Source organism: Streptomyces sp. NRRL B-24572 (assembly GCF_002156145.1).
GTDB lineage: Bacteria > Actinomycetota > Actinomycetes > Streptomycetales > Streptomycetaceae > Streptomyces > Streptomyces vietnamensis.
The window spans coordinates 1-19019 of the sequence record NZ_MWIG01000031.1; the positions used below are offsets into that span (position 1 = coordinate 1).

Annotated in this window: 18 protein-coding genes; 8 read left to right on the forward strand and 10 right to left on the reverse strand. The window is 69.8% G+C overall.

Going from position 1 to position 19019, the window contains the following annotated elements:
• Nucleotides 1–67: 67 nt before the first annotated feature.
• Nucleotides 68–775, reverse strand: a complete 708-nt coding sequence (locus CCN56_RS01945; RefSeq protein WP_107484078.1) for a DUF6542 domain-containing protein — start codon at nt 773–775, stop codon at nt 68–70.
• Between the two features lie 162 nt (nt 776–937).
• Here CCN56_RS01945 and ychF point away from each other — a divergent pair, with 162 nt between their 5' ends.
• Complete coding sequence (gene ychF, locus CCN56_RS01950; RefSeq protein WP_086822649.1) at nt 938–2026, forward strand: redox-regulated ATPase YchF; 1089 nt, start codon at nt 938–940, stop codon at nt 2024–2026.
• Nucleotides 2027–2135: 109 nt separating this feature from the next.
• Here ychF and CCN56_RS01955 read toward each other — a convergent pair whose 3' ends face one another.
• Together CCN56_RS01955 and CCN56_RS01960 are read right to left on the reverse strand one after the other, a co-directional pair.
• Nucleotides 2136–3254, reverse strand: a complete 1119-nt coding sequence (locus CCN56_RS01955; RefSeq protein WP_086822652.1) for a site-specific integrase — start codon at nt 3252–3254, stop codon at nt 2136–2138.
• A gap of 24 nt (nt 3255–3278) precedes the next feature.
• Nucleotides 3279–3779: a helix-turn-helix transcriptional regulator gene (locus tag CCN56_RS01960; protein ID WP_086822654.1), complete on the reverse strand. Its 501-nt coding sequence runs from the start codon at nt 3777–3779 to the stop codon at nt 3279–3281.
• A gap of 121 nt (nt 3780–3900) precedes the next feature.
• Here CCN56_RS01960 and CCN56_RS01965 point away from each other — a divergent pair, with 121 nt between their 5' ends.
• The 4 genes from CCN56_RS01965 to CCN56_RS01980 all read left to right on the forward strand — a co-directional run bounded on the left by CCN56_RS01965 (nt 3901) and on the right by CCN56_RS01980 (nt 8477).
• Nucleotides 3901–4095: an AlpA family transcriptional regulator gene (locus CCN56_RS01965; RefSeq protein ID WP_086822657.1), complete on the forward strand. Its 195-nt coding sequence runs from the start codon at nt 3901–3903 to the stop codon at nt 4093–4095.
• Between the two features lie 516 nt (nt 4096–4611).
• Entirely contained in the window at nt 4612–5895 is a 1284-nt protein-coding gene (locus CCN56_RS01970) for a DUF3631 domain-containing protein (RefSeq protein WP_086822698.1), read from the forward strand.
• A 319-nt stretch (nt 5896–6214) separates the two neighbouring features.
• On the forward strand, nt 6215–6790 hold the full coding sequence (locus tag CCN56_RS01975) for a hypothetical protein (RefSeq protein ID WP_086822660.1): 576 nt from the start codon (nt 6215–6217) through the stop codon (nt 6788–6790).
• Nucleotides 6780–8477 (forward strand): relaxase/mobilization nuclease domain-containing protein, encoded by a 1698-nt coding sequence (locus CCN56_RS01980; protein WP_086822663.1) that lies wholly within the window; start codon nt 6780–6782, stop codon nt 8475–8477. The genes CCN56_RS01975 and CCN56_RS01980 overlap by 11 nt, the downstream gene beginning before the upstream one ends.
• Nucleotides 8478–8611: 134 nt before the next feature.
• Here the strand turns inward: CCN56_RS01980 and CCN56_RS01985 are convergent, their stop codons facing one another.
• The 6 genes from CCN56_RS01985 to CCN56_RS02010 all read right to left on the reverse strand — a co-directional run bounded on the left by CCN56_RS01985 (nt 8612) and on the right by CCN56_RS02010 (nt 14237).
• The gene (locus CCN56_RS01985) at nt 8612–10036 is read right to left on the reverse strand and encodes a hypothetical protein (protein WP_086822666.1); all 1425 of its coding nucleotides are present in this window, start codon (nt 10034–10036) and stop codon (nt 8612–8614) included.
• A 261-nt stretch (nt 10037–10297) separates the two neighbouring features.
• Nucleotides 10298–11053 carry a hypothetical protein gene (locus CCN56_RS01990; RefSeq protein WP_086822701.1) on the reverse strand — a complete coding sequence of 252 codons (756 nt, stop codon included), beginning with the start codon at nt 11051–11053 and terminating at the stop codon, nt 10298–10300.
• A 171-nt stretch (nt 11054–11224) separates the two neighbouring features.
• Complete coding sequence (locus tag CCN56_RS01995) at nt 11225–11770, reverse strand: HAD domain-containing protein (RefSeq protein WP_086822667.1); 546 nt, start codon at nt 11768–11770, stop codon at nt 11225–11227.
• A gap of 35 nt (nt 11771–11805) precedes the next feature.
• Nucleotides 11806–12498, reverse strand: coding sequence for a class I SAM-dependent methyltransferase (locus CCN56_RS02000; protein WP_086822669.1), 693 nt, complete (start codon nt 12496–12498; stop codon nt 11806–11808).
• 1 nt (nt 12499) lies between these two features.
• Nucleotides 12500–13411, reverse strand: a complete 912-nt coding sequence (locus tag CCN56_RS02005; protein WP_086822671.1) for a phosphotransferase family protein — start codon at nt 13409–13411, stop codon at nt 12500–12502.
• Between the two features lie 76 nt (nt 13412–13487).
• Nucleotides 13488–14237 carry a hypothetical protein gene (locus CCN56_RS02010; RefSeq protein ID WP_086822673.1) on the reverse strand — a complete coding sequence of 250 codons (750 nt, stop codon included), beginning with the start codon at nt 14235–14237 and terminating at the stop codon, nt 13488–13490.
• 225 nt (nt 14238–14462) lie between these two features.
• Between CCN56_RS02010 and CCN56_RS02015 the strand changes: the two genes are divergently transcribed.
• Genes CCN56_RS02015 through CCN56_RS02025 form a run of 3 tightly spaced genes read left to right on the forward strand, consistent with a single transcriptional unit; the run spans nt 14463 to nt 18124 of the window.
• Nucleotides 14463–15818, forward strand: coding sequence for a transcriptional regulator (locus tag CCN56_RS02015; protein WP_086822674.1), 1356 nt, complete (start codon nt 14463–14465; stop codon nt 15816–15818).
• Between the two features lies 1 nt (nt 15819).
• Entirely contained in the window at nt 15820–16350 is a 531-nt protein-coding gene (locus tag CCN56_RS02020; protein ID WP_086822676.1) for an NUDIX domain-containing protein, read from the forward strand.
• A gap of 25 nt (nt 16351–16375) precedes the next feature.
• Nucleotides 16376–18124: an AAA family ATPase gene (locus tag CCN56_RS02025; RefSeq protein ID WP_256961663.1), complete on the forward strand. Its 1749-nt coding sequence runs from the start codon at nt 16376–16378 to the stop codon at nt 18122–18124.
• A 242-nt stretch (nt 18125–18366) separates the two neighbouring features.
• Here the strand turns inward: CCN56_RS02025 and CCN56_RS02030 are convergent, their stop codons facing one another.
• The gene (locus CCN56_RS02030; protein WP_086822678.1) at nt 18367–18981 is read right to left on the reverse strand and encodes an antibiotic biosynthesis monooxygenase; all 615 of its coding nucleotides are present in this window, start codon (nt 18979–18981) and stop codon (nt 18367–18369) included.
• Nucleotides 18982–19019 lie beyond the last annotated feature (38 nt).

Consider the following 19019-nt stretch of genomic DNA (forward strand, 5'->3'; position numbering starts at 1 on the left):
CGAGATCCGAGATCCGAGATACGGGATCCAGGATCCCGTATCCAAGATCCTGGCTACGGGATCCGGCTTACACGACGGGCCGGCGTCCTGCGGCGGGTGCCCGCCCGCCCGAGCCCTCGCCCGCCCCCGGACGGGGCGCGTTGCGCTGATGCCGGCGCCCCATGTCCCGCATCTTGCGGACGCTCGCGATGAGGCCGGCGACGAGGGTGCCGCCGTACAGCCACCCGGCGTGCACGGCGAGGGCGGTCACGACGGCCATGGCCTGGCCGCCGAAGCCGCCCGTGCCGCCCGCGACGGGGACGACGCCGACGGCGAAGGCGATGGGGACGCCGATCGGGGCGGTGACGAGGTCGGCGGTGCGGACCCAGAGCGCGGTCAGGGCGCTGACCGGCAGGAACAGCAGACCGTAGACGACGGGGGAGCCGTCGAGGAGCAGCTGGTCGAGCAGGCCGAGGGCGAGCATGACGGCGGAGGCGAAGAGCCCGGCGCCGAGTCCGGTGAGGCGGGGCGAGGGGAGCCGGCGCAGGGCGAGGACGACGGGCGGCACGGGTCGGCGCCCGGCGGGCCGCCCGGAGGGGCGACCGGCAGGGGCCCCGGGGGCGGCCACCGCCCCGGCCCGCTCCACGCGGGCGCGACCGGGGGCGCGCCCGGACCTGCCGGTCACGCGGTAGACGGCCGCGCCCTCCACGAGCGCGCCGGGCGGTGCGACCGGCGGCGTGGCGGGGGTCTGCGGCCTTCGGCGGCCTTGCGGCTGACTTGTCCTGTGCTGCTCCACCCGACCAACGTAGGCCGGAAGGGGGCGGGAACCGGGTCCGGGACACGCCCTTTGGGTGACCTTGCTCCCGAGATCGACCGAAGGTCGGCGTCGCTGGCCGGTTCGGCCCGCCCGTAAACTGGGGGATCGGCCCACCATCCACACCTTCAGGAAGTCGCCACCGTGTCGCTCACGATCGGAATCGTCGGTCTGCCGAATGTCGGCAAGTCGACCCTGTTCAACGCCCTGACCAAGAACGACGTGCTGGCGGCCAACTACCCGTTCGCCACGATCGAGCCCAACGTCGGCGTCGTCGGTGTCCCCGACCCCCGTCTGACCAAGCTCGCGGAGATCTTCGGCTCCCAGCGCATCCTCCCGGCGACGGTCGACTTCGTCGACATCGCGGGCATCGTGCGCGGCGCGAGCGAGGGCGAGGGCCTGGGCAACAAGTTCCTCGCGAACATCCGCGAGTCGGACGCGATCTGCCAGGTCATCCGTGCCTTCAAGGACGAGAACGTCGTCCACGTCGACGGCAAGGTCTCGCCGAAGGACGACATCGAGACGATCAACACGGAGCTGATCCTCGCGGACCTCCAGACGATCGAGAAGGTCCTGCCGCGCCTCCAGAAGGAGATGCGGATCAAGAAGGACACGGCGCCCAAGGTCGCCGCCGTCGAGGCCGCCCAGGCGATCCTGGAGAAGGGCGACACCCTCTTCTCGCAGGGCATCGTCCAGGGCTCGGAGAAGGCGGAGCTCCTGCACGACCTCCACCTCCTCACCACGAAGCCGTTCCTGTACGTCTTCAACGTGGACGAGGACGAGCTGACGGACGAGGCCTTCAAGGCCGAGCAGAGCGCCCTGGTCGCCCCGGCCGAGGCGATCTTCCTCAACGCCAAGCTGGAGGCGGACCTCGCCGAGCTCGACGAGGAGGACGCCATGGAGCTCCTCCAGTCCGTCGGCGCCGAGGAGCCCGGCCTCGCCACCCTCGCCCGCGTCGGCTTCGCCACCCTCGGCCTCCAGACCTACCTGACGGCCGGCCCGAAGGAATCCCGCGCCTGGACGATCAAGCAGGGCGCGACGGCCCCCGAGGCGGCCGGTGTCATCCACACCGACTTCCAGAAGGGCTTCATCAAGGCCGAGGTCATCTCCTTCGCCGACCTCGTCGACACGGGCTCGGTCGCCGACGCCCGCGCCGCCGGCAAGGCCCGCATGGAGGGCAAGGAGTACGTCATGCAGGACGGCGACGTCGTGGAGTTCCGCTTCAACGTCTAATACGTTCGGCGAAAGGCCGTCTGACCTGCGACGGAGCGGGTTGGGCGGCCTTTGCGGTCCGCACAGAGTCCGCAGCGAGCTGACTTCGGTCAGCGCGCAGGGGTAGCGGCTACGCCGCTTCGTCGATCTGTTGCTTGGCATCGGCGGACTGGTCCGCGTACGCCTTGTCGACCGCGGCCCGGGTCCGCTCCTCGGAGTCGGGCCACAGGTGGGTGTAGATGTTCAGCGTCATGGCCGCGTTGGTGTGGCCGAGGCGCTCGGAGACCGTCTTCACGGACTCGCCGTGCTTGATCAGCAGGCTGGCGTAGTGGTGCCGCAGGGCGTGGGGTCCGGTGCCCTTCGCTATGCCGGCCTTCGTGCAGGCGGGCCGCCAGGACCCGTCCATGAAGTGCGTGTAGACCACGGGTCCGCCTTGCGGCGCCGTGAAGATCCAGCCCTCGGGCCCATCGGCGGGGAAGTCCCGCAGGTGGGCCTTCATCGCATCCACCGCCATGCGGGGGAGCGGGACCGTGCGGTGCGAGCGAGCGGTCTTGGGCGGGCAGACGTACACACCGTGCTTGGCGGTCTGCTGGATCTGCTGCTCGACCGAGACGGTTGCGTGCAGCAGGTCGAGGTGACGGACCTGGAGGCCGAAGAGCTCGCCGGGGCGGAGCCCGGTGGCCGCGCCGAGCAGCACGAGGCCCTTGTATCGGGCGGGTATCTTCTCGGACAGAGTCCGTACCTGCTCGACGGCCAAGGGCACGATCTTCTTCCGGGGTACCGAGGGCAGTTTCGCCTCGGCGCACGGGTTGTGGGGGATCATCCGGTCACGGACGGCTGCCCGGAAGACGGCGTTGACCGTGTTGAAGACCGTCCGTGAGGTGCTGGCGGCCAGCCCGTGCGTGGTGGTCAGGCTGGTGACCCAGCTCTGTACGTCGCCGGGCTTGATGGCGCCGAGTGCCCGCTTCTCCCAGGCCGGGTAGACGTAGCAGCGCAGGTGCTGGGCCACCGCCTTGGCCGTGGAAGGCCGGTGCGGCTGGATGGCACGCCATTCCTCCGCGTACTCCTTGAAGGGCTTCTTCGCCGATCGGGGGTCGACGTACTGGCCGGTGACCAGGCTGGCCGTGACCTCGTCGATCCACCGTTGGGCGTCGATCTTGCGGTCGAAGTGGCGGGCGTGCTCCTTGCCGTCGAGGTCGCGGTAGCGAGCACGCCATTTGCCGTTGGGGCGCTTCTGGATGTTGGCCAAGTGGCCTCTCCTCCGTGTCGGTTGTCAGTAGTGGCCGCCGTCCGCGATGTCGTTGCTGAGCGTGCGAGCGTCGCGCTCGTCGCCCATGAGGCGGAGGCACTGCTCGTGGATCGCCCGCGAGCTGTCGGGGTGGGCCTTGATGTGGCCGGCGATGGCGACCACGGCGTGATGGAGGCGGTCGCGCGCGTCTCGGGCCTCGTAGAACGCCTCGACGGCCTCCTGAACGAGGCGCCGACTGTCGATGTCGAGCCCCTCCAGGGGCGGGGACATCAGCTCTTCGAGGGGGAGCTCGAAGACGCGGGCGAAGGCGAGGGCCTCGTCGAGGTTGATGCGCCGGCGGGGGGTGCCGTTCTCGATGCGCCAGACCGCCGTCTGGTTCATCTTGACGCCGGCTCTGGTGACCCGGTCCGCCAGCTCGGTCGTGCTCCACCCTCTGACCTCGCGCTCCAGGGCCACGCGCGCGGCCACGTTCCCCTCGCTGTAGAGCAGCGGCACTTCGCCGCCCTCGGGCCTGTCGCCTGCCATCGAACCTCCATCGTCACCGTCGCTATCCCAATTGAAACATAGGCTTCCCGATTTGGGTAAACGCCGATCCTGGGGTAGAACTTTATGCAGATCGAATCGCAACCTAGCCGAATGGGAATGCATGCGATACCTGACCACCGCCGAGGTCGCCGAGCGCTACCGCGCAGCCGAGAGCACCGTCCGCTACTGGCGCCACATCCAGAAGGGGCCGCGCGGCATCAAGATCGGCAAGCGGGTGCTCTACCCCGAGGCCGAGCTGCTGCGCTACGAGCGCACCCTGATCGACGGCCGAGACGAGTGGGGCCTGGCCTCGTGAGCCGCCGGCAGCCCCGGACACAGCAACGGCCCCCGGCGCGCCAACGCCGAGGGCCGGAGATTCCCCTGCACGTCGCCCATCCCTGAACGAACCGGTGAGAGGCGGGACCTTGCCCGTCCCGTCGCTCACCTGAGAGGAACGTCGATGGAGGACTCTACGTCCCCCTCCACCTCGAACACATCCCACAAGGTCATCTGGCCTGCCGCTGCGGTCCCCGGCCAGGGCATCCCGTGGCTCAACCCGGACCGAGCGGACGGCCGGCCTGTCTCTCCGGGGACCGGCGACCGGCCGGACCGTGCCGCTGGTCCGGTCGGTCCGGGACCGGACCGGCCCGCGACCGAAACCCGGACCGGAGATCCGGTCAACCCGGACCAGGAACCCGGACCGACGGAGAACACGCAGCTCAACGGCCTACCGGGCCGGACCGGGAACCCGGACCATCGCCCCGGTCCGGAAGCCGAGGACCGGACGGAGAATTCCGGTCAGTCGGACGGCGAACCCGGACCGCCGGTCCCGGTGGACCACGGTGCTGCGGGGACGGTTGCCGAACCCGGACCGGAAACTGGGGACCGCAAGCGCGCTGGCCTCACGGCGGACCGGGACCAGGACGGGACCGCCGTACTGGACGAGCTGCGCGCCGCGATCGGACGGTACGTCGTGCTGCCGAGCGAGGAGGCCCTGACCGCGGTCACCCTGTGGGTGGCGGCCTCCCACATCCAGCCCGCCCTCCAGCACGCGCCTCGCCTGGCGGTGGTGGGACCGACGAAGGGATGCGGCAAGTCCCGCGTCCTGGACGTGCTCCACGAGACCGTGCACAAGCCGATGATGACGGTGAACACCTCGCCGGCGGTGGTCTTCCGCGTCATTGGCGAGGACCCGCCGACGCTGCTGGTGGACGAGGCCGACACCATCTTTGGCCCCAAAGCCGGCGACAAGGAGGACCTCCGTGGCCTGCTGAACGCGGGGCACCAGCGCAACCGGCCCGCCTGGCGGATCTCCGGCCCGGAGCACAAGGCGACCGCGTTCCCGACCTTCGCCATGGCCGCGCTGGCGGGCATCGGCGACCTGCCGGACACGATCATGGACCGGGCGGTCGTGCTCCGCATGCAGAAGCGCAAGCCGGGTGAGCGTATAGCCCCGTTCCGCTCGCGGTATTCCGTCCCGGAACTGAACGCGCTGCGCGACCGGCTGACCGCCTGGCTGGCCCCGCTGCGGAGCACCGCAGAGGGCTTGGTTCCGCAGATGCCGGTCGAAGACCGGGCCGCCGACACCTGGGAGCCGCTGGTCATCGTCGCCGACCTGGCCGGCGGCCACTGGCCCGCTCAGGCCCGTGCGGCCTGCCTGGCGATGACCCGCAGCGAAGTGGTCCAGGACGAGCAGACGACGCTGAAGACGCGGCTGCTGCGGGACATCCGCCGCGTGTTCGAGCAACAGGGCGACACGGAGGCGCTGCGCAGCCAGGACCTGCTCGCCGCCCTCATCCAGGACGCCGAGGCGCCGTGGGCCGAGTACGGGACGAAGGGGCTGAACGCCTACCACCTGGCCAATCTGCTGCGCGACTTCGGCATCAGCCCGGCCAACCACCGCTTCGAGAACGGCAGGCAGGCCAAGGCGTACGCCCGCAACCAGTTCCTCGACGCCTGGGCCCGCTACTGCCCCGACCCTGTCCCACCGGCTGCCAGCCCGGTGCAGGAGGTCCCGCCCGTACGCCCGACATGGGGCAAGCCTCCGGCCCCGCCAGCAGGCACCCTCCCTGTCGGCCCGCCCCGTAACGGCACCGGTCCCGCACGCACCCGCTGACCGTCCCCAGGTCCGTATCCATCCGTCGCATCCGTCCCCGCGCAGGTCAGCGCGGGGACGGAGTTCCTCGCCGATACGGATCACTCCGTACCTGCGACCGCCTCCGTACCTGTCCTGACCAGCTACGGGACGGATGCAACGGACGTGACGAGGCCCCACCCCACACCACCACCGGAGCACCACCATGCCCGAAACGAGCACCGACAACGCCCCCACCCGCCGCCGCAAGGGATTCTTCGGCCTGACCCGCCGATCAGCAGCAAGCTGGAGCGAACGAGCCTCTAACGAGGCTTCGTCCGCGCTTGCCCCCGCCCCAGGGGTGGCGGAGGAGAAGGCCGAGCGCCAGGGGGCGCCCGAGCCGGAAAAGGGCACAGCCGAGACCGGCTGCCCGCCCGCACCCGACTCCGTCGCCCCTCGCACGCAACCGCCGACCGACATCCCGCCGCTCGTCGAGCAGCCCTCCTGGCGGGACCTCGACGCCCCCGCCCTGCCCGCACTGATGAACCGCAAGCGCACCGTGGAGAAGCGCGACCAGGAGAAGACCATCCGCTTCACCCGGACCGCGGTCCGCGTGATCAGCGCCGCCGCCCACCAGCGCGGCCAGAAGTTCGCCGGATTCGTCGGCGACGCCGCACTTGCCGTTGCCCTGGGCAAGGCAGGGCTGGTCGGCAGCCCGGAGGACGACCCCATCCGCCCGCTGATCGAGGCCGTCGAGGCACACACGGTCGCGCTGAACCACATCGGCGGCAACCTCAACCAGATCACCGCAGCCATCCACCGAGGAACAGTGCCCGAGCGCGCCGAGGCGGTGCTGGACCGCGTCGAGCAAGCCGCCGAGAGCAGCTACCGACTAATCGACCAGCTCCTGACGGAAGGCACCGTCCATGGTTCCTGACGTCTCCACCGGCTCCGACACCCGCGGACTGATCGCCTACCTCTTCGGCCCCGGCCGCCGCGACGAACACACCGACCCTCACATCGTCGCCGCCTGGGACATGGCCGGCGCCCCCGACCCCGGCCGCAACCCCGAGGCCACCTACACCCACCTCGCCAAGCGCCTCGACACCCACGTCGACCTGCGCACCCGCGAACTGGGCGGCAAGAAACCACCCCAGCACGTCTGGCACTGCCCGGTCCGTACCGCGCCCGGCGACCGCTACCTCACCGACGCCGAGTGGGCCGAGGTCGCCCGCCGCATCGTGCACGCCACCGGCATCGCCCCCGAAGGCGACGAGAAGGCATGCCGGTGGATCGCGGTACGCCACGCCGACGACCACATCCACCTCATGGCCACCACCGTCCGCGCCGACGGACGCCGCCCCCGCACCCACCACGACGGACAGCGCGCCCAAGCCGAATGCCGCAAGATCGAAGCCGAGTTCGGCCTGCGCCGCCTGAAGTCCGGCGACCTCACCGCGCCCCGCACCCCCACCGGCGCCGAACGCGCCAAGGCCGAGCGCCAGGGCCAGACGGTCACGGCACGGCACTGGCTGCGCCAGCAGGCGTACGCGGTCGCCGCCGCCGTACAAACCGAAGCCGACTACTTCACGGTGCTCCAGTCCCTCGGCATCAAGGTCAAGACGCGCCTCGGCCCCGAGACCGGCGACGTGATCGGCTACAGCCTCGCCGCCCCCGGCGACACCAACGCGGCCGGCGAGCCCGTCTGGTACGGCGGCTCGAAACTCGCCCCCGATCTCTCCATCAACCGCCTACGCGAACGCCTCCCCGACCAGAAGGTGGCCGACCACCCGCGGTATGTGGCGGACCCCGCCGATGCATGGCGCCACACCACTACCGCCATACACGCGGCATGCACCGTCCTCGACTCCGGTGACGATGCCGCCGCCCAGGGCCATCTGGCCGCCTTCGGCGATGCCCTGTACAACATCGCCAGCGCCATGACCGGCCCTCACCGGGCGGAACTACGGGCAGCGGCGATGGCGTTCAACCGCGCCCGCCGCTCCGCAACCCGCGCCGACCACCAAGCCGCCACCGCCCTACGCAAGGCCGCCAAGGAACTCGCCTACGCCTCCAACCAGCCGGGCGGACTCGCCATCGCCCTGCTCTTCGCCACCGTCCATCTGGCCCGCGCCGCCGCCCAGTGGCACGAGCAACGCGGCCACGAACAGCAGGCCACCGCGGCCGAAGAAGCCATCCGCCACCTCCAGGCGGGCTACCAGCAGGCCGCCCCACCCGTCCTGGCGGACTTGGCCCGCCGCGCACCACGAGCCGCAACCGCCCGCCGCTACGAGCAGGACGTTCGCGAGGCCCTCCCCGACCACGCCGACCGCATCCTCGCCGACCCCACTTGGACCGCCCTGACCACCACCCTCGCCCACGCCGAAACCGCCGGCCACAACCCCCGACGCCTCCTGGCCGAGCTGGGCACCCAACGGGAACTCGACAGCGCCGAGCACCCCGCCGAGGTCCTCAACTGGCGCATCACCGCTCAGCCGAACCGGCGGACGCAAGCCGCTCGCAGCCGAAGCACCACCAGCGGCACATCGGCCAGGCCCGCCACGCCACACCCTCCGGCCACACCAGTGGCTACGAGGCCCGAAGAACGCAGTCGACACCGCTGACCCCGGCCAGCGCAGAGCTGCTCACGTTGATTCCCCACTCGGCCGGTGGTCTACGTCCCCGATATAGCTCGAGTAGACGAGATGTCGCTCCGGTCGGCCTCGCACTCAGGTGAGGTCGACCGGCGAACAACGCTTCACGAGCAGTTCCACTCCTCGCTGGGCAGTGCGTGCCACAGGTCGAGCCAGTCGTGGAGCAGGAAGAGGGGGCGTGTCAGGACGATGTCGCCGGCCCGCTGGGAGCGGATCGCCAGGCCGAGGTCGGCGAAGACCGGATCGCCAGCGACGCTGTACGCCAGGCTGCCAAGCCATGTTGTGCGGTGGACCAGCCAGTCCTCCACGGGGGAAGGCGAGCAGCCGGTCAGCGGGGCTGTGTCCAGTCTCACCTGGGGGCCGGTGAGGGCGTCTGCGGCGACGCACCCCAGGCGGCCGTCGTGAAAGAGGGCCCTGATCCCGATCTCAGTGAAGTCGGCGTAGTTGAGCTGCTGGTCTTCGCCGTGGTGGGAGTAGGACGAGACAGCGGGTCCTTCGCCGAGGACGCGGGTGATCTCCTCCAAGGTCATCCCGAAGTGCAGGGGGCCGACTCCTACGTACGGCGTGAACGTCCACTCGGCGCGCTCCTCCTCCCGGGCGATCCGCCACGGGCCGCGGTACCCCGCCTCGCTTCCAGCGGCGGCCACGGGCGGCTCGGGTACCGGCCCATGCGGGGCGGCCGGTATGGGAGCGGTCCGGTCCTCACGCCGGCGGCCGAGTCGTTCCGGAGCCGCGGTGTCCTCGGGTTGCTCTTCCAGCCAGCGGATCGCCTGCTCCTGCCCCTCCCCGAACGGGTCTTCCGCCAGAACGTGTGCCCGGTCCAGGGCCGCGCGGCGCTCCTTCTCCGTAGTGACGAGACCGGTGACATCCTCACCCCAGGCAGCCAGCCGTTCCCGGGCGATCCACCGGTAGTACGAGTCCGCGCTCACGGCAAGGACCTCGCGAACGGCGGGCGCGTACCGGGGTACGGACGAGGCGAGAGCGGGGTCGGTCAGGAGAAGGGCGGTGGCCGCGAGCGCGGCCTCCTTCACCAGCGGATCGTCGACGTCGCAGAAGTCCGCGATGCGGTCGTGGAGTGTTGGCCTTGCCGCTCGGGCGGCGGCTAGATTCTGCGCCGTACCGACGCCGTCCTCGACGTCCAGGCGGGCGATGTCGGCGAACGAAGCCAGCCAGTTCAGCAGTTCGGCGCGAAGCGACCGCCGCCCAGCTCTGCGATCCCACCGGTCTTCGGCGAGGGTGCGCGGATCGTCGAGAAGACAGGCCAGGACCAAGGCCGCCGGAGCGGTCGCCGGAAACACCTGCTCCCGATTGAGGAGCAGCCGATACAGATCCCCCACCGCCCGCACCCGGCGGGCCGGGTCGGTGGCGAGCACAGCGCCGAGGATGCCCGGCGTGTCAGGCACACCGTGCCGGCCCGTACAGACGTGCGGCAGCTCCTCCCAGGCGGTGCCGGCGAGTTCTGCCTGTGCTCTGGGTGGCAGGGAGCCGGCGGGCCCATCAGGAAGGTCTGGGGTCATCTCGTTGATCACGACCGCAGTGTTCCAGCCGACTCCGGCACCGGCGGCGCCGATACGTGCCACAGGCCGCTGACGGCTCACGCTCGAGCAACACTCTGATGCCCTCGCTGCTCGTGGCGGCGCGGATGGCTTTGTCGCCGAGAGTCAGCAGCGTTTGTTGGTTACCCCTGAGAACGGTCCGTAGGCGGCAGAAAGTGTGTTGCCGAGTTTCGGAAATGCGGGGGGTCCTTGCTTCTGGCTGTCTCTTGCGCTGGTCGGCTCGGAGCGATGCGGTCATGGCGTGGGCCAGGTGCCGAGTGCTCGGGCCAGCCGGTCGCTCTGCTCGCGGGTGATTCCTTGGGCGAGGCGGATTCCGCACCGTGGGCTGCTGGTCTCGTCGCAGTGCAGGATGCCGGGAAAGTGCTGTTGGGTGCCGGAAAGCGGGGAGAGGGAGGGCAGGGCCCACTCAGCCGGTTCCCACAGGGGGTGGTCCCGCAGGAGGGCATCTGCCAGCACGGGCGCCATGTCTTCGCCGATTCCCACCTGGGCGAGCGCGTTGTGGATCAACGTTGCCGCGTCGGTGGGCAGGTTTCTGTCGCCGAGAGCCGGAAGCAGGAGCAGCAGGCGGACGTGTGGCGCGTGGATCCCGGGAGCCTGGGGGTCGGGTGTGCCGGCGATGTGCGTTAGCTCCCGCCAGGACAGTCCGGGGCCGGCTTGGTGGCCGTCGATGGTGGCCAGGTAGCCGTGCCGATCCCACTCGGGGTGGGAGACGAAATACTCGGTCCCCAGGTCTTCGGTGAAGTTGCGACCCACGATGACCACACTGTGGTTGTCGGCGAACGGGATGCGGAAGACCGGCCAGCGTTCCTCGTCGGTGAGCGCCTCGTACGCTGCGTCGGTGTCGGCCTCGTCAGCACCGAACCACAGTGGATCTGGGTCGTTCTCCTCGGTCTGGCACATCCACAGCAGGTATGCAGCCCAGAACCCCGGCAGAAGCAGCAGTTCCTCCGCTGCAACGAGGGGGTCGTTCTCGTATCCATCGATCAGCACGAGCTCAGAGTGCCACCTGGCTCTGACAGGCCCTGTATCGACCGTTCCTTCCCATGAAGGGTGTTCCCACTTCTCGCCGACATCCCGGAAGACAGCGATCACGAAGTGTTCCTGAGCGGCCCCAACAACCGCTCTCGGATGTGACCTACGTAGCCACGAGGGCATCAGCCGTCAGACGGCGCGGGCTGTGGGTAACTGCGAGACCCACATCGTGACCTCGGTTAGGTGCTCGGGCTGAAGCCCGAGGTGTGGGTCGGGCTGCACGACGAGGGTCGCCGCTCCGCGGGCGGTGCGCTCCGCCGCCCAGGCGTGGTCGAGGGTGGTGAAGTCGTCGTCGATCCAGACGGTGGGGGCGTCGCCGAGCCATGCGTCGACGTGGTCGCGCTTCCACAGGTAGCCGTTGGGGTGGCTGGTGGTGATCTGCGGACGCGGGAGATCGACGTACGGCAGCGTCGGGAGGCCCAGGAGGGGTCCGATGAGGGTGGTGGCGTCCTGCCGCCAGCTGGTGCACCAGACGGGGGTGACCAGGCCGGTGCGGATCACGTCCATGAGAAGGCGGCCGTGGTTGGGGTTGAGCCAGACGGTGACCGGGTTGTCGGCGCTGCGGCCGGCAGGGGCGACGTCGTGACGGGCGTGGGTGGCCGGGGTCGAGCCATCCGCGTTGGGGAAGGGTATGAGGACGCCGTCGATGTCGAGGAGCAGGTAGGGCGGGCGCATCGGTTCCTCCCGGGGAAGCCAGGGCGAATGGCTGGTCAGAGCTTGCGGGCGCGGATCAGCAGGGTGGTGGGCCAGTGGCCCATGCGGGGGTCGTGGAACTCCTGTGCCGAGGTGAGCCAGAAGCCCGCCTGGCTGAGGTGCTTCTCCCACCGGTCCGTGGAGAACTCCCAGCGGGCGATGGGGAGCCGGGTGCGGTCGGGGAGGGTGACGTGGTCGCGGCGGGGCCGGTCGTCGCCGGAGGGGCTTCGGCCGCCGCGCTGCGGGTGTGGGACAGAGAATGCGAGCACTTGGCCGGGCGTGAGGTGCTGTGCGATGGCCGGGAGCAGGAGCTCGGGGGCGACGAGGCCGACGGCGCCGAAGACGGAGTAGATCGCGTCGAACTGCTCGTCGGAGGCGTGCAGGTAGTGCAGGGCGTGGCCGGCGACGAAGGTGAGGTTGTTCAGCCGTCCGTAGTGGGAGCGGGCGCGGCGGACCTGCAGGCCGACCAGGTCGACGCCGGTGACGTGGGCGCCGTGGCGGGTGGCGAGGTGGGCGGCGTTGTGGCCGGGGCCGCAGCCGAGTTCCAGGAGTCGCTTGCCGCGCAGGTCGGGGCCGAGGATCTCTGCTCCGGGACCTTGGCAGGGTCTCGTGGTCCATTCCATCCGGGCGGGTACGGAGAGGGGTTCGGCGAGGCCGGCGGCGGTGCGCTGGGCGGCGTGGGCGTGCCAGGGGGATGCCTGGGCGAGCACGTCAGATCTCCAGGAGGTGGAGGACGTCGGTGAGGTGGCGGCGGACGGCCTTGATGTAGGCGGGGTCTGTGGCCGGGTCGTCGATCCACCGGATGGACTGGTCCATGAACCACTCGACGGCCCACATGCGGTGCCAGCCCAGGGCCCAGTTCTCGGCGGTGAGCCCGCCTCGTGGGGCGAGGGCGTCGGGGGTGCCGCCGGCGGTGACGTACTGCTCCAGGAAGACGCGCAGGCGCACGGGGTGCGGGGGCTCAATGGTGCCGTGCCAGCTGGCGAGGTCGAGCAGGCCGGGGCCGGTGAAGGCGCGGGCGAAGTCCAGCAGCCGCCAGCCGCGCTCGCCGATGTGGAGGCTGGTGGGGTGGAACTCGGAGTGCACCCAGCCGAACGGTTCCAGCGTCGCTCCGGCCGAGCGGGCCTCGGCGGCCTGGGCGATCTGGTCGAGCGCGTCCTCGACGTCGTCGGCGTCCTGCCACCGATCGGCCTTGCGCAGCCGTTCGAGGTGCTCCAGCGCCCGGGCGGGCAGTGTGCGCAGCCGGTCCTGGTCGAGGACGGGCAAGGGAGGAGCCGTACGGGTGCCGTGCAGAATCACGGCCGCGGCGACGCCGTCGAGGTCGTCGGCCTCGCGGACGGACGGTCCGAGGTCCTCCATGAGCATGCCGAGCCAGCCGTCCAGGACGGCGGAGGCATGGACCTGGGGGACGGGAACGCCGAGGGTGTGGGCCAGGCGGAGGGCCTGGTCCTCGCTGTCGAAGGGCTTCTTGGCGTACTTGAAGATGGCCGTGGCACCGTTGGGGAACGCCACGCGCTCAACGCCGGACATGGACCACACACGCACCTCCTCCCGTACGGCGGCGGTCTGGCCGGTCATGGTGAGCAGGTTGTCGAGGAGTTCGGCGCTGGGGTTCGTGGTCACGGGCGGGCTCCGGGGTGATGGTGGCGTCCGGGGCGGGCGAGAGATGCCGGCCCGCCCCGGAGCCTGATCGGATGGGTTACGCGGCGGGGTTCACACGGTGGGCGTAGACCTGCTCGATCCAGCCCGCCTTGAACGCGGCGAGGTCGTCGCGGAAGTTCGCCATCGAGGCACCGTAGGGCGCGACCACGCCGCCGGACTGGTCCGGCACGGACTGGCAGCCGTGCACGAGCCGGCCGCCGAGGGCGGCGTGGGCCTTGATGGACTCGATCCGGCGGTGCTCGTTGAACCAGCCGCCGTGGTAGACCTCGTCGAGCATCCCGCCCGTCTCGTCGTCCAGGTCGAAGACGACGGAGGTGGCGGCGGGGAAGAACCAGCACGGGCCGACGTTGGAGATGTGCCCGTCGAGCTCGACCTTGTTGAGCGCCATGAGTGTGGCCGCCTCGCGCAGCATCCGCAGGTGCTCGGCGGTGATCTGCGGCAGGCCGAGGCCGGCCAGGTGCTCCTCGCGGAAGAGGTACGCGTACACCTCGTACGCGGTGGCCACGACGCGGGCCGCGTCGGGCGTCGACTCACCGTGCTGCTTGATGAAGTCGAGCGCGAGCTGCTCGACCGCGCTCTCGGTCGTCTCGTCCGCACCGAGGAGCTGGGCCTTGACCAGCTCCCAGTCGGCGACGAGCCAGGTGCTCGACTCGAAGCGGAAGAAGTACTCGGCCGGGTCGATGGTGATGCGCCGGCCGTCGACCTGAATCCCGGGCAGGCGGCTCCAGCGCAGGTCGAACGCCTCGGGCAGCTCGACCGTGATGGCCGTGGTGTCGATGGTGGTCACCGTGTTCTCCGTCTCTGATCGGCCGGGTTCGGGCACAGGAATGCCCGAGCCTGGTGTGGGCGTACGGAACTTCGGGGTGCCGCCCAGACCCAGGGGGGAGCCTGGATCACGGTCGCGCCGTTCCGGGCGGCTGCTGACAAGTGAACCGGTGGTCACGCACAGTGGGTACGGTGTAGAGCAGTTGAAGCGGTATACGCGGTTTACAGCTCCAGGGCGGAGGCGATCGTGCCGGCGCAGAGAGAACCCAACTCCCGTCTGCGCGATGCCATCGACGCGGTCGGCTGCACCTACGAGGCCCTCGCCAGAGACGTGCGGCGCATCGCCGCTGAGAACGGCGAGATCCTCCAGACCAACAAGTCGGCCATCTCTCACTGGGTGAACGGCACCCGCGCCCCGTCGGGCCGGGTAGGTCAGTACCTGGCCGAGGCGCTGTCCCGCCGAGCGGGGCGCACGATCACCCAGACCGAGATCGGCCTCCAGGCCGGTGATGCCGATGCGCCGACGGAATCCGACCCCGTCCTCGCCGCCACCGACCTGGGCCGCGCCGACGTCGAACGGCGTCGCTTTCTCGCTATTGCGGCCTTCACCACCGCTGGCGTTGCCATGCCGCTCGGTTACGACCACGAGGCCACTGCCCGCATGCTCCGCGCCCGCACCGGCACGTCCCTGGTCGGAGTCGAGGAGGTGGACGTCGTACGGCAGATCACGGCAGCGTTCAGCGCGGCCGACGAGCGCCTCGGGGGTGGCCACGGCCTGACCACGGTGACCGCCTACCTTGCCGACACAGCCGCCCCCATGCTTCGGGGCCGATTCCCCAGCGAAGCCTTACGTCGGGCCGCGTTCGGCGCGGTCGCCGAGCTGGCCTACCTCGCTGGGTGGAAGCACCACGACCTGGGTCAGGAAGGTGCCGCCCAGCGCTACTACCAGGTCGGCTACAAGCTCGCCTGCGAAGCCGACCCCCACGGCCACGCCGCCTGGATGATGCGCGCCCTCGCCCACCAGGCCCTCAGCCTCAAGCAGCCCCACCACTGCGTCGACCTCGTCGAAGGCGCCCTACGCGCAGGTCTCGGCCACGTCGACGGCCAGACCGAGGCCCTCCTCCACATCACCCACGCCCGCGCCTACGCAGCCACCAACGAGAACCCGTCGGCCGCGCGCGCCCTGCTCGCCGCCGAGGACGCCCTCCTACGAGACGACCGCCCCCAGCCCAGCTACTCCCGCGTCAGCGGCCCCGCCGCCGGCACCGTAGCCAGCCACACCGCCCGCACTCTGACCGACCTCGCCGACCACATCGGCACCGAACAGCAGCACCGAGACGCCCTCACCCGCTGGGACCCCGAGAAGTACAAGCGCGTCCACGCCCTCACCCACGCAGACCTCGGCGACAGCCTCGCCGCCCAGGCCCGCGCCGACGAAGCCGTCGCCGCCTGGACGCAAGCCCTGGTCCTCATGGAAGGCATGACCTCCGACCGAACCCGTAAGGCGATCACCTCGATCCGCTCCACGCTCGCGGTCTACCAGCGCCGCAAAGTGCCTGGCGCAGCCGATCTCGCCCGCCGCGCCCGCGAGGCCCTCGCCTAACATGCCCAACAACCCGCCCGACGAAGGGAACACCGTGACTCAGCAGACCGACGACCAGCCGAAGGCCCTCAAGCCGGCGCTCGAATCGATGACCCTGCTGGTCGCCGCCGTGATCGTCCACGACAAGGCCACCAACCGCGTCGTCCTCCTCCAGCGCAGCGAGAACGCCAAGTTCGCCCAGGGCCTGTGGGACCTCCCCGTCGGCAAGAGCGAGCCCGGCGAGCCCATCACCGAAACCGCGGTCCGCGAGCTCTACGAGGAGACCGGCCTCATGGTGAAGCCCGAGTCCCTCAAGGTCGCCCACATCATCCACGGTGCCTGGGGCGTCGAAGCCCCCAACGGCTTCCTCACCGTCGTCTTCGCCGCCCACGAATGGACCGGCGAACCCGAAAACCGCGAACCCCGCAAGCACTCCCAGGTCCGCTGGGTCGACACCGACGCTGTCCCCGAGAACTTCGTGGATACCACTGCCAGCGCCCTGCATCACTACTTGGGTGGCAACTCTCAGGTATCACTTGACGGGTGGAACTAGCCCGTCTATCCAAGGCGGGCGAATCTTGAATCAGCCAACGACAGCACTGGAGACCTGGGTGCAGGGGCCGTCCGTATCACGGCGTTCGATCAAGAATTGCGAGCAAGCGTGGCTCGAAGGGGTTGCGCAGCTGAGGGTGGGTAATCGGGCCGCTGCGGCTGCATCCTTTCACGCGGCCGTCGCGCACAACCCTCTTGCTGCTGACGCCTGGCTGGGACTGCATGCCGCAGGGCAGCTCCAGGGCCAGGCGATCGAGGCCATGCATGGTCAAGCCCAGTCCTTCGGTGCCCTGCGCACGAAGCTCCAGACCCCGCTGTCCTCCCGGTTCCAGATCGGGAGCTATGTGAACTTCCGTTTAGAGACGTCTCGTGATCTGTGGCTCGCGAGGGCGGCGAAGTTCTTGGACGACGGCCTACTCGATCAAGCATGGAACATGCTCTCCCACGCAGTGCTCGACTGCGACGAGACCCGCTTCGTCTGCGCCCGCTACGCCGTCCTGAAGAAGGACTGGCCACTCCTTCTGACCTTTGCCGAGGGAATCCGGAACTCCTTCCTACGGGACGAGTCGCAGCTCTGTGTTGCGGCCAGTCTTATCGCCCAAGGCGTATCCCACGAGGCGCTCAACGTGTTGAGCCCCCTCCCACAAGCGTTGGCTGATAACGCCGGATTTCTCGGGGAGGTCGCCTACCTGCGTGGCCGTGCGTATGAGCAGCTCGGCCAGGCTGAGGAAGCCCTGAAGCAGTTCCAGACAGCGTTCCGGTACAGCCCGACCCTGGGTGATGTGGCCCAGCGGGCGAAGGTGGTGGCCTCGCCTGCTGCGCGCCTGCCCGCCCAGGCTGCTGGGGCTGCGCAAGAACGACGTGAGGATTCCTCCGGCGTCACTTTGAGTGACGAGGAGCGTTCGGCATTGCTGGACGAGGCGATGGCCGAACTCGACGAGATGGTCGGCCTGGCCCCGGTGAAACGCCAGGTGCGGACCCTGTCGGCACAGCTGAGGATGGCGGTAGTGCGAAGAGGTCAGGGCCTGGCTGCGGCACCGGCTCCACAGCACTTGGTATTTGCCGGGCCGCCCGGCACGGGCAAGACCACGGTGGCCCGCGTTGTAGGCAAGGTCTTCGCAGGGCTTGGCTTGCTGGCCCGAGGCCACGTCGTCGAAGCCCAGCGCGTTGATCTCGTGGGACAGCACCTCGGAGAGACGGCGATCAAGACATCAAAGATCATTGACGAGGCCCTGGACGGCGTTCTCTTCATCGACGAGGCGTACGCACTGTCCAACACCGGGTACTCGGGAGGTGACGCCTTCGGCAAGGAAGCCCTACAGGTGCTCCTCAAACGAGCCGAAGACGACAGGCACCGCCTGGTTGTGGTTCTCGCCGGCTATCCGAGCGAGATCGATGACCTCCTGTCCACCAACCCGGGTCTCACTTCCCGCTTCAACACTCGGGTGGACTTCCCTGCCTACTCGGCTGACGAGCTGGTGCTGATCGCGGAGTCATTCCTGGTAGCCCAAGGCGATGCCCTTACCGACGAGGCAGCGGTTGCGCTGCGCACGTCATGTGACCTCGTCGTCACCAATGGCCTGATCGACCGGCTTGGTAATGGTCGCTTCGCGCGCGAACTCGCTCGGAAGGCTGCCGCAGTGCGGGACCTGCGGGTCTACGACGCGCACGGCAGCTCTGGAGTCCCGTCGGAGGACGAGGTCATCACGCTGCATGTGGGTGATGTCATGGACGCGTACCAGGAACTCACTGAAAGCGTTCCGCCGAACCGCTGACTGGGGGATTGCGGATGTCTGCCAGTCCGCAGCCAGTCCGCAGGACACCCGTAAACGGCCGTCGGGAGTCAACGCATGCCAACGCGGAAACCCCAGGTCAGAGCCTTGGATGGGGCTCCGTCGCAGGTCAGGATCTGGCCTCAGGTATTCCGCTTCAACGTCTAGTCGTACAGGTCGGAAGGGGCCGGACTCGGAAGAGTCCGGCCCCTTCCGCGTTCCCGTGTCGGCGCGGAGCCGCGGAGTCAGGCGTGGGGGACCGCCGTGGCGAGGAGCACGTCGAACTCCTCGAGGCTGCGGGTGGTCGCGTGGGTCTTCGTCATGGCTTCTCCGCGGACCGCCGCGATGGGGCCGCGGGAGGCCGCGAGGGCGGCGCGGTCGGGGTAGAGGGCGCCGATGGCGGCTCTGCCGTGGTCGCGGTCGACGAGGAGGGAGATGCCGGACAGCCCGGAGATCTGCTGGACCTTGGGCAGCGAGGTGTCGCGGAACGTGCTCACCAGCAGGTCGACGTCGGACGGTTCGACGTCCATCCGGAGCAGGCGGAACGCCGCGCCGGGCCCGAGGTCCTCCGCGCGCCGGGCGACCACCGCCTCCCAGTTGTCGACCGCCGTCGTCTGCGCGAACGGCGACAGCAGCTCGTCCCGCCGCTTGCGCAGCTTCTCGAAGCTGGCCTCCCGGGAGGCCTCGTCCTCCCACCACGAACCCACCAGGAGCTTGCCGAGCTCGCGGTCGACGAACAACCCCATCCCGCGGTAGCCCGGCTGTGCCGACAGCAGCTCGCGCCCCTCGGTCCGGAGCGCCTCGGCGACCCCGTCGAGCGCGGCCGGATCACCCGTTGCGTAGATGCTGCGAACGTACATAGCGCCCATTCCTTCCTTTCCGGTGGCCTCGTGCGGGC

What these genes read in the sequence shown, in the direction of transcription:
- CCN56_RS01995 (WP_086822667.1), bottom strand. Translation starts at nt 11,770, where the DNA reads ATGCGCCCGCCCTACCTGCTCCTCGACATCGACGGCGTCCTCATACCC.
- CCN56_RS02030 (WP_086822678.1), bottom strand. Translation starts at nt 18,981, where the DNA reads ATGTACGTTCGCAGCATCTACGCAACGGGTGATCCGGCCGCGCTCGAC.
- CCN56_RS01960 (WP_086822654.1), bottom strand. Translation starts at nt 3,779, where the DNA reads ATGGCAGGCGACAGGCCCGAGGGCGGCGAAGTGCCGCTGCTCTACAGC.
- CCN56_RS01980 (WP_086822663.1), top strand. Translation starts at nt 6,780, where the DNA reads ATGGTTCCTGACGTCTCCACCGGCTCCGACACCCGCGGACTGATCGCC.
- CCN56_RS01965 (WP_086822657.1), top strand. Translation starts at nt 3,901, where the DNA reads ATGCGATACCTGACCACCGCCGAGGTCGCCGAGCGCTACCGCGCAGCC.
- CCN56_RS02020 (WP_086822676.1), top strand. Translation starts at nt 15,820, where the DNA reads ATGCCCAACAACCCGCCCGACGAAGGGAACACCGTGACTCAGCAGACC.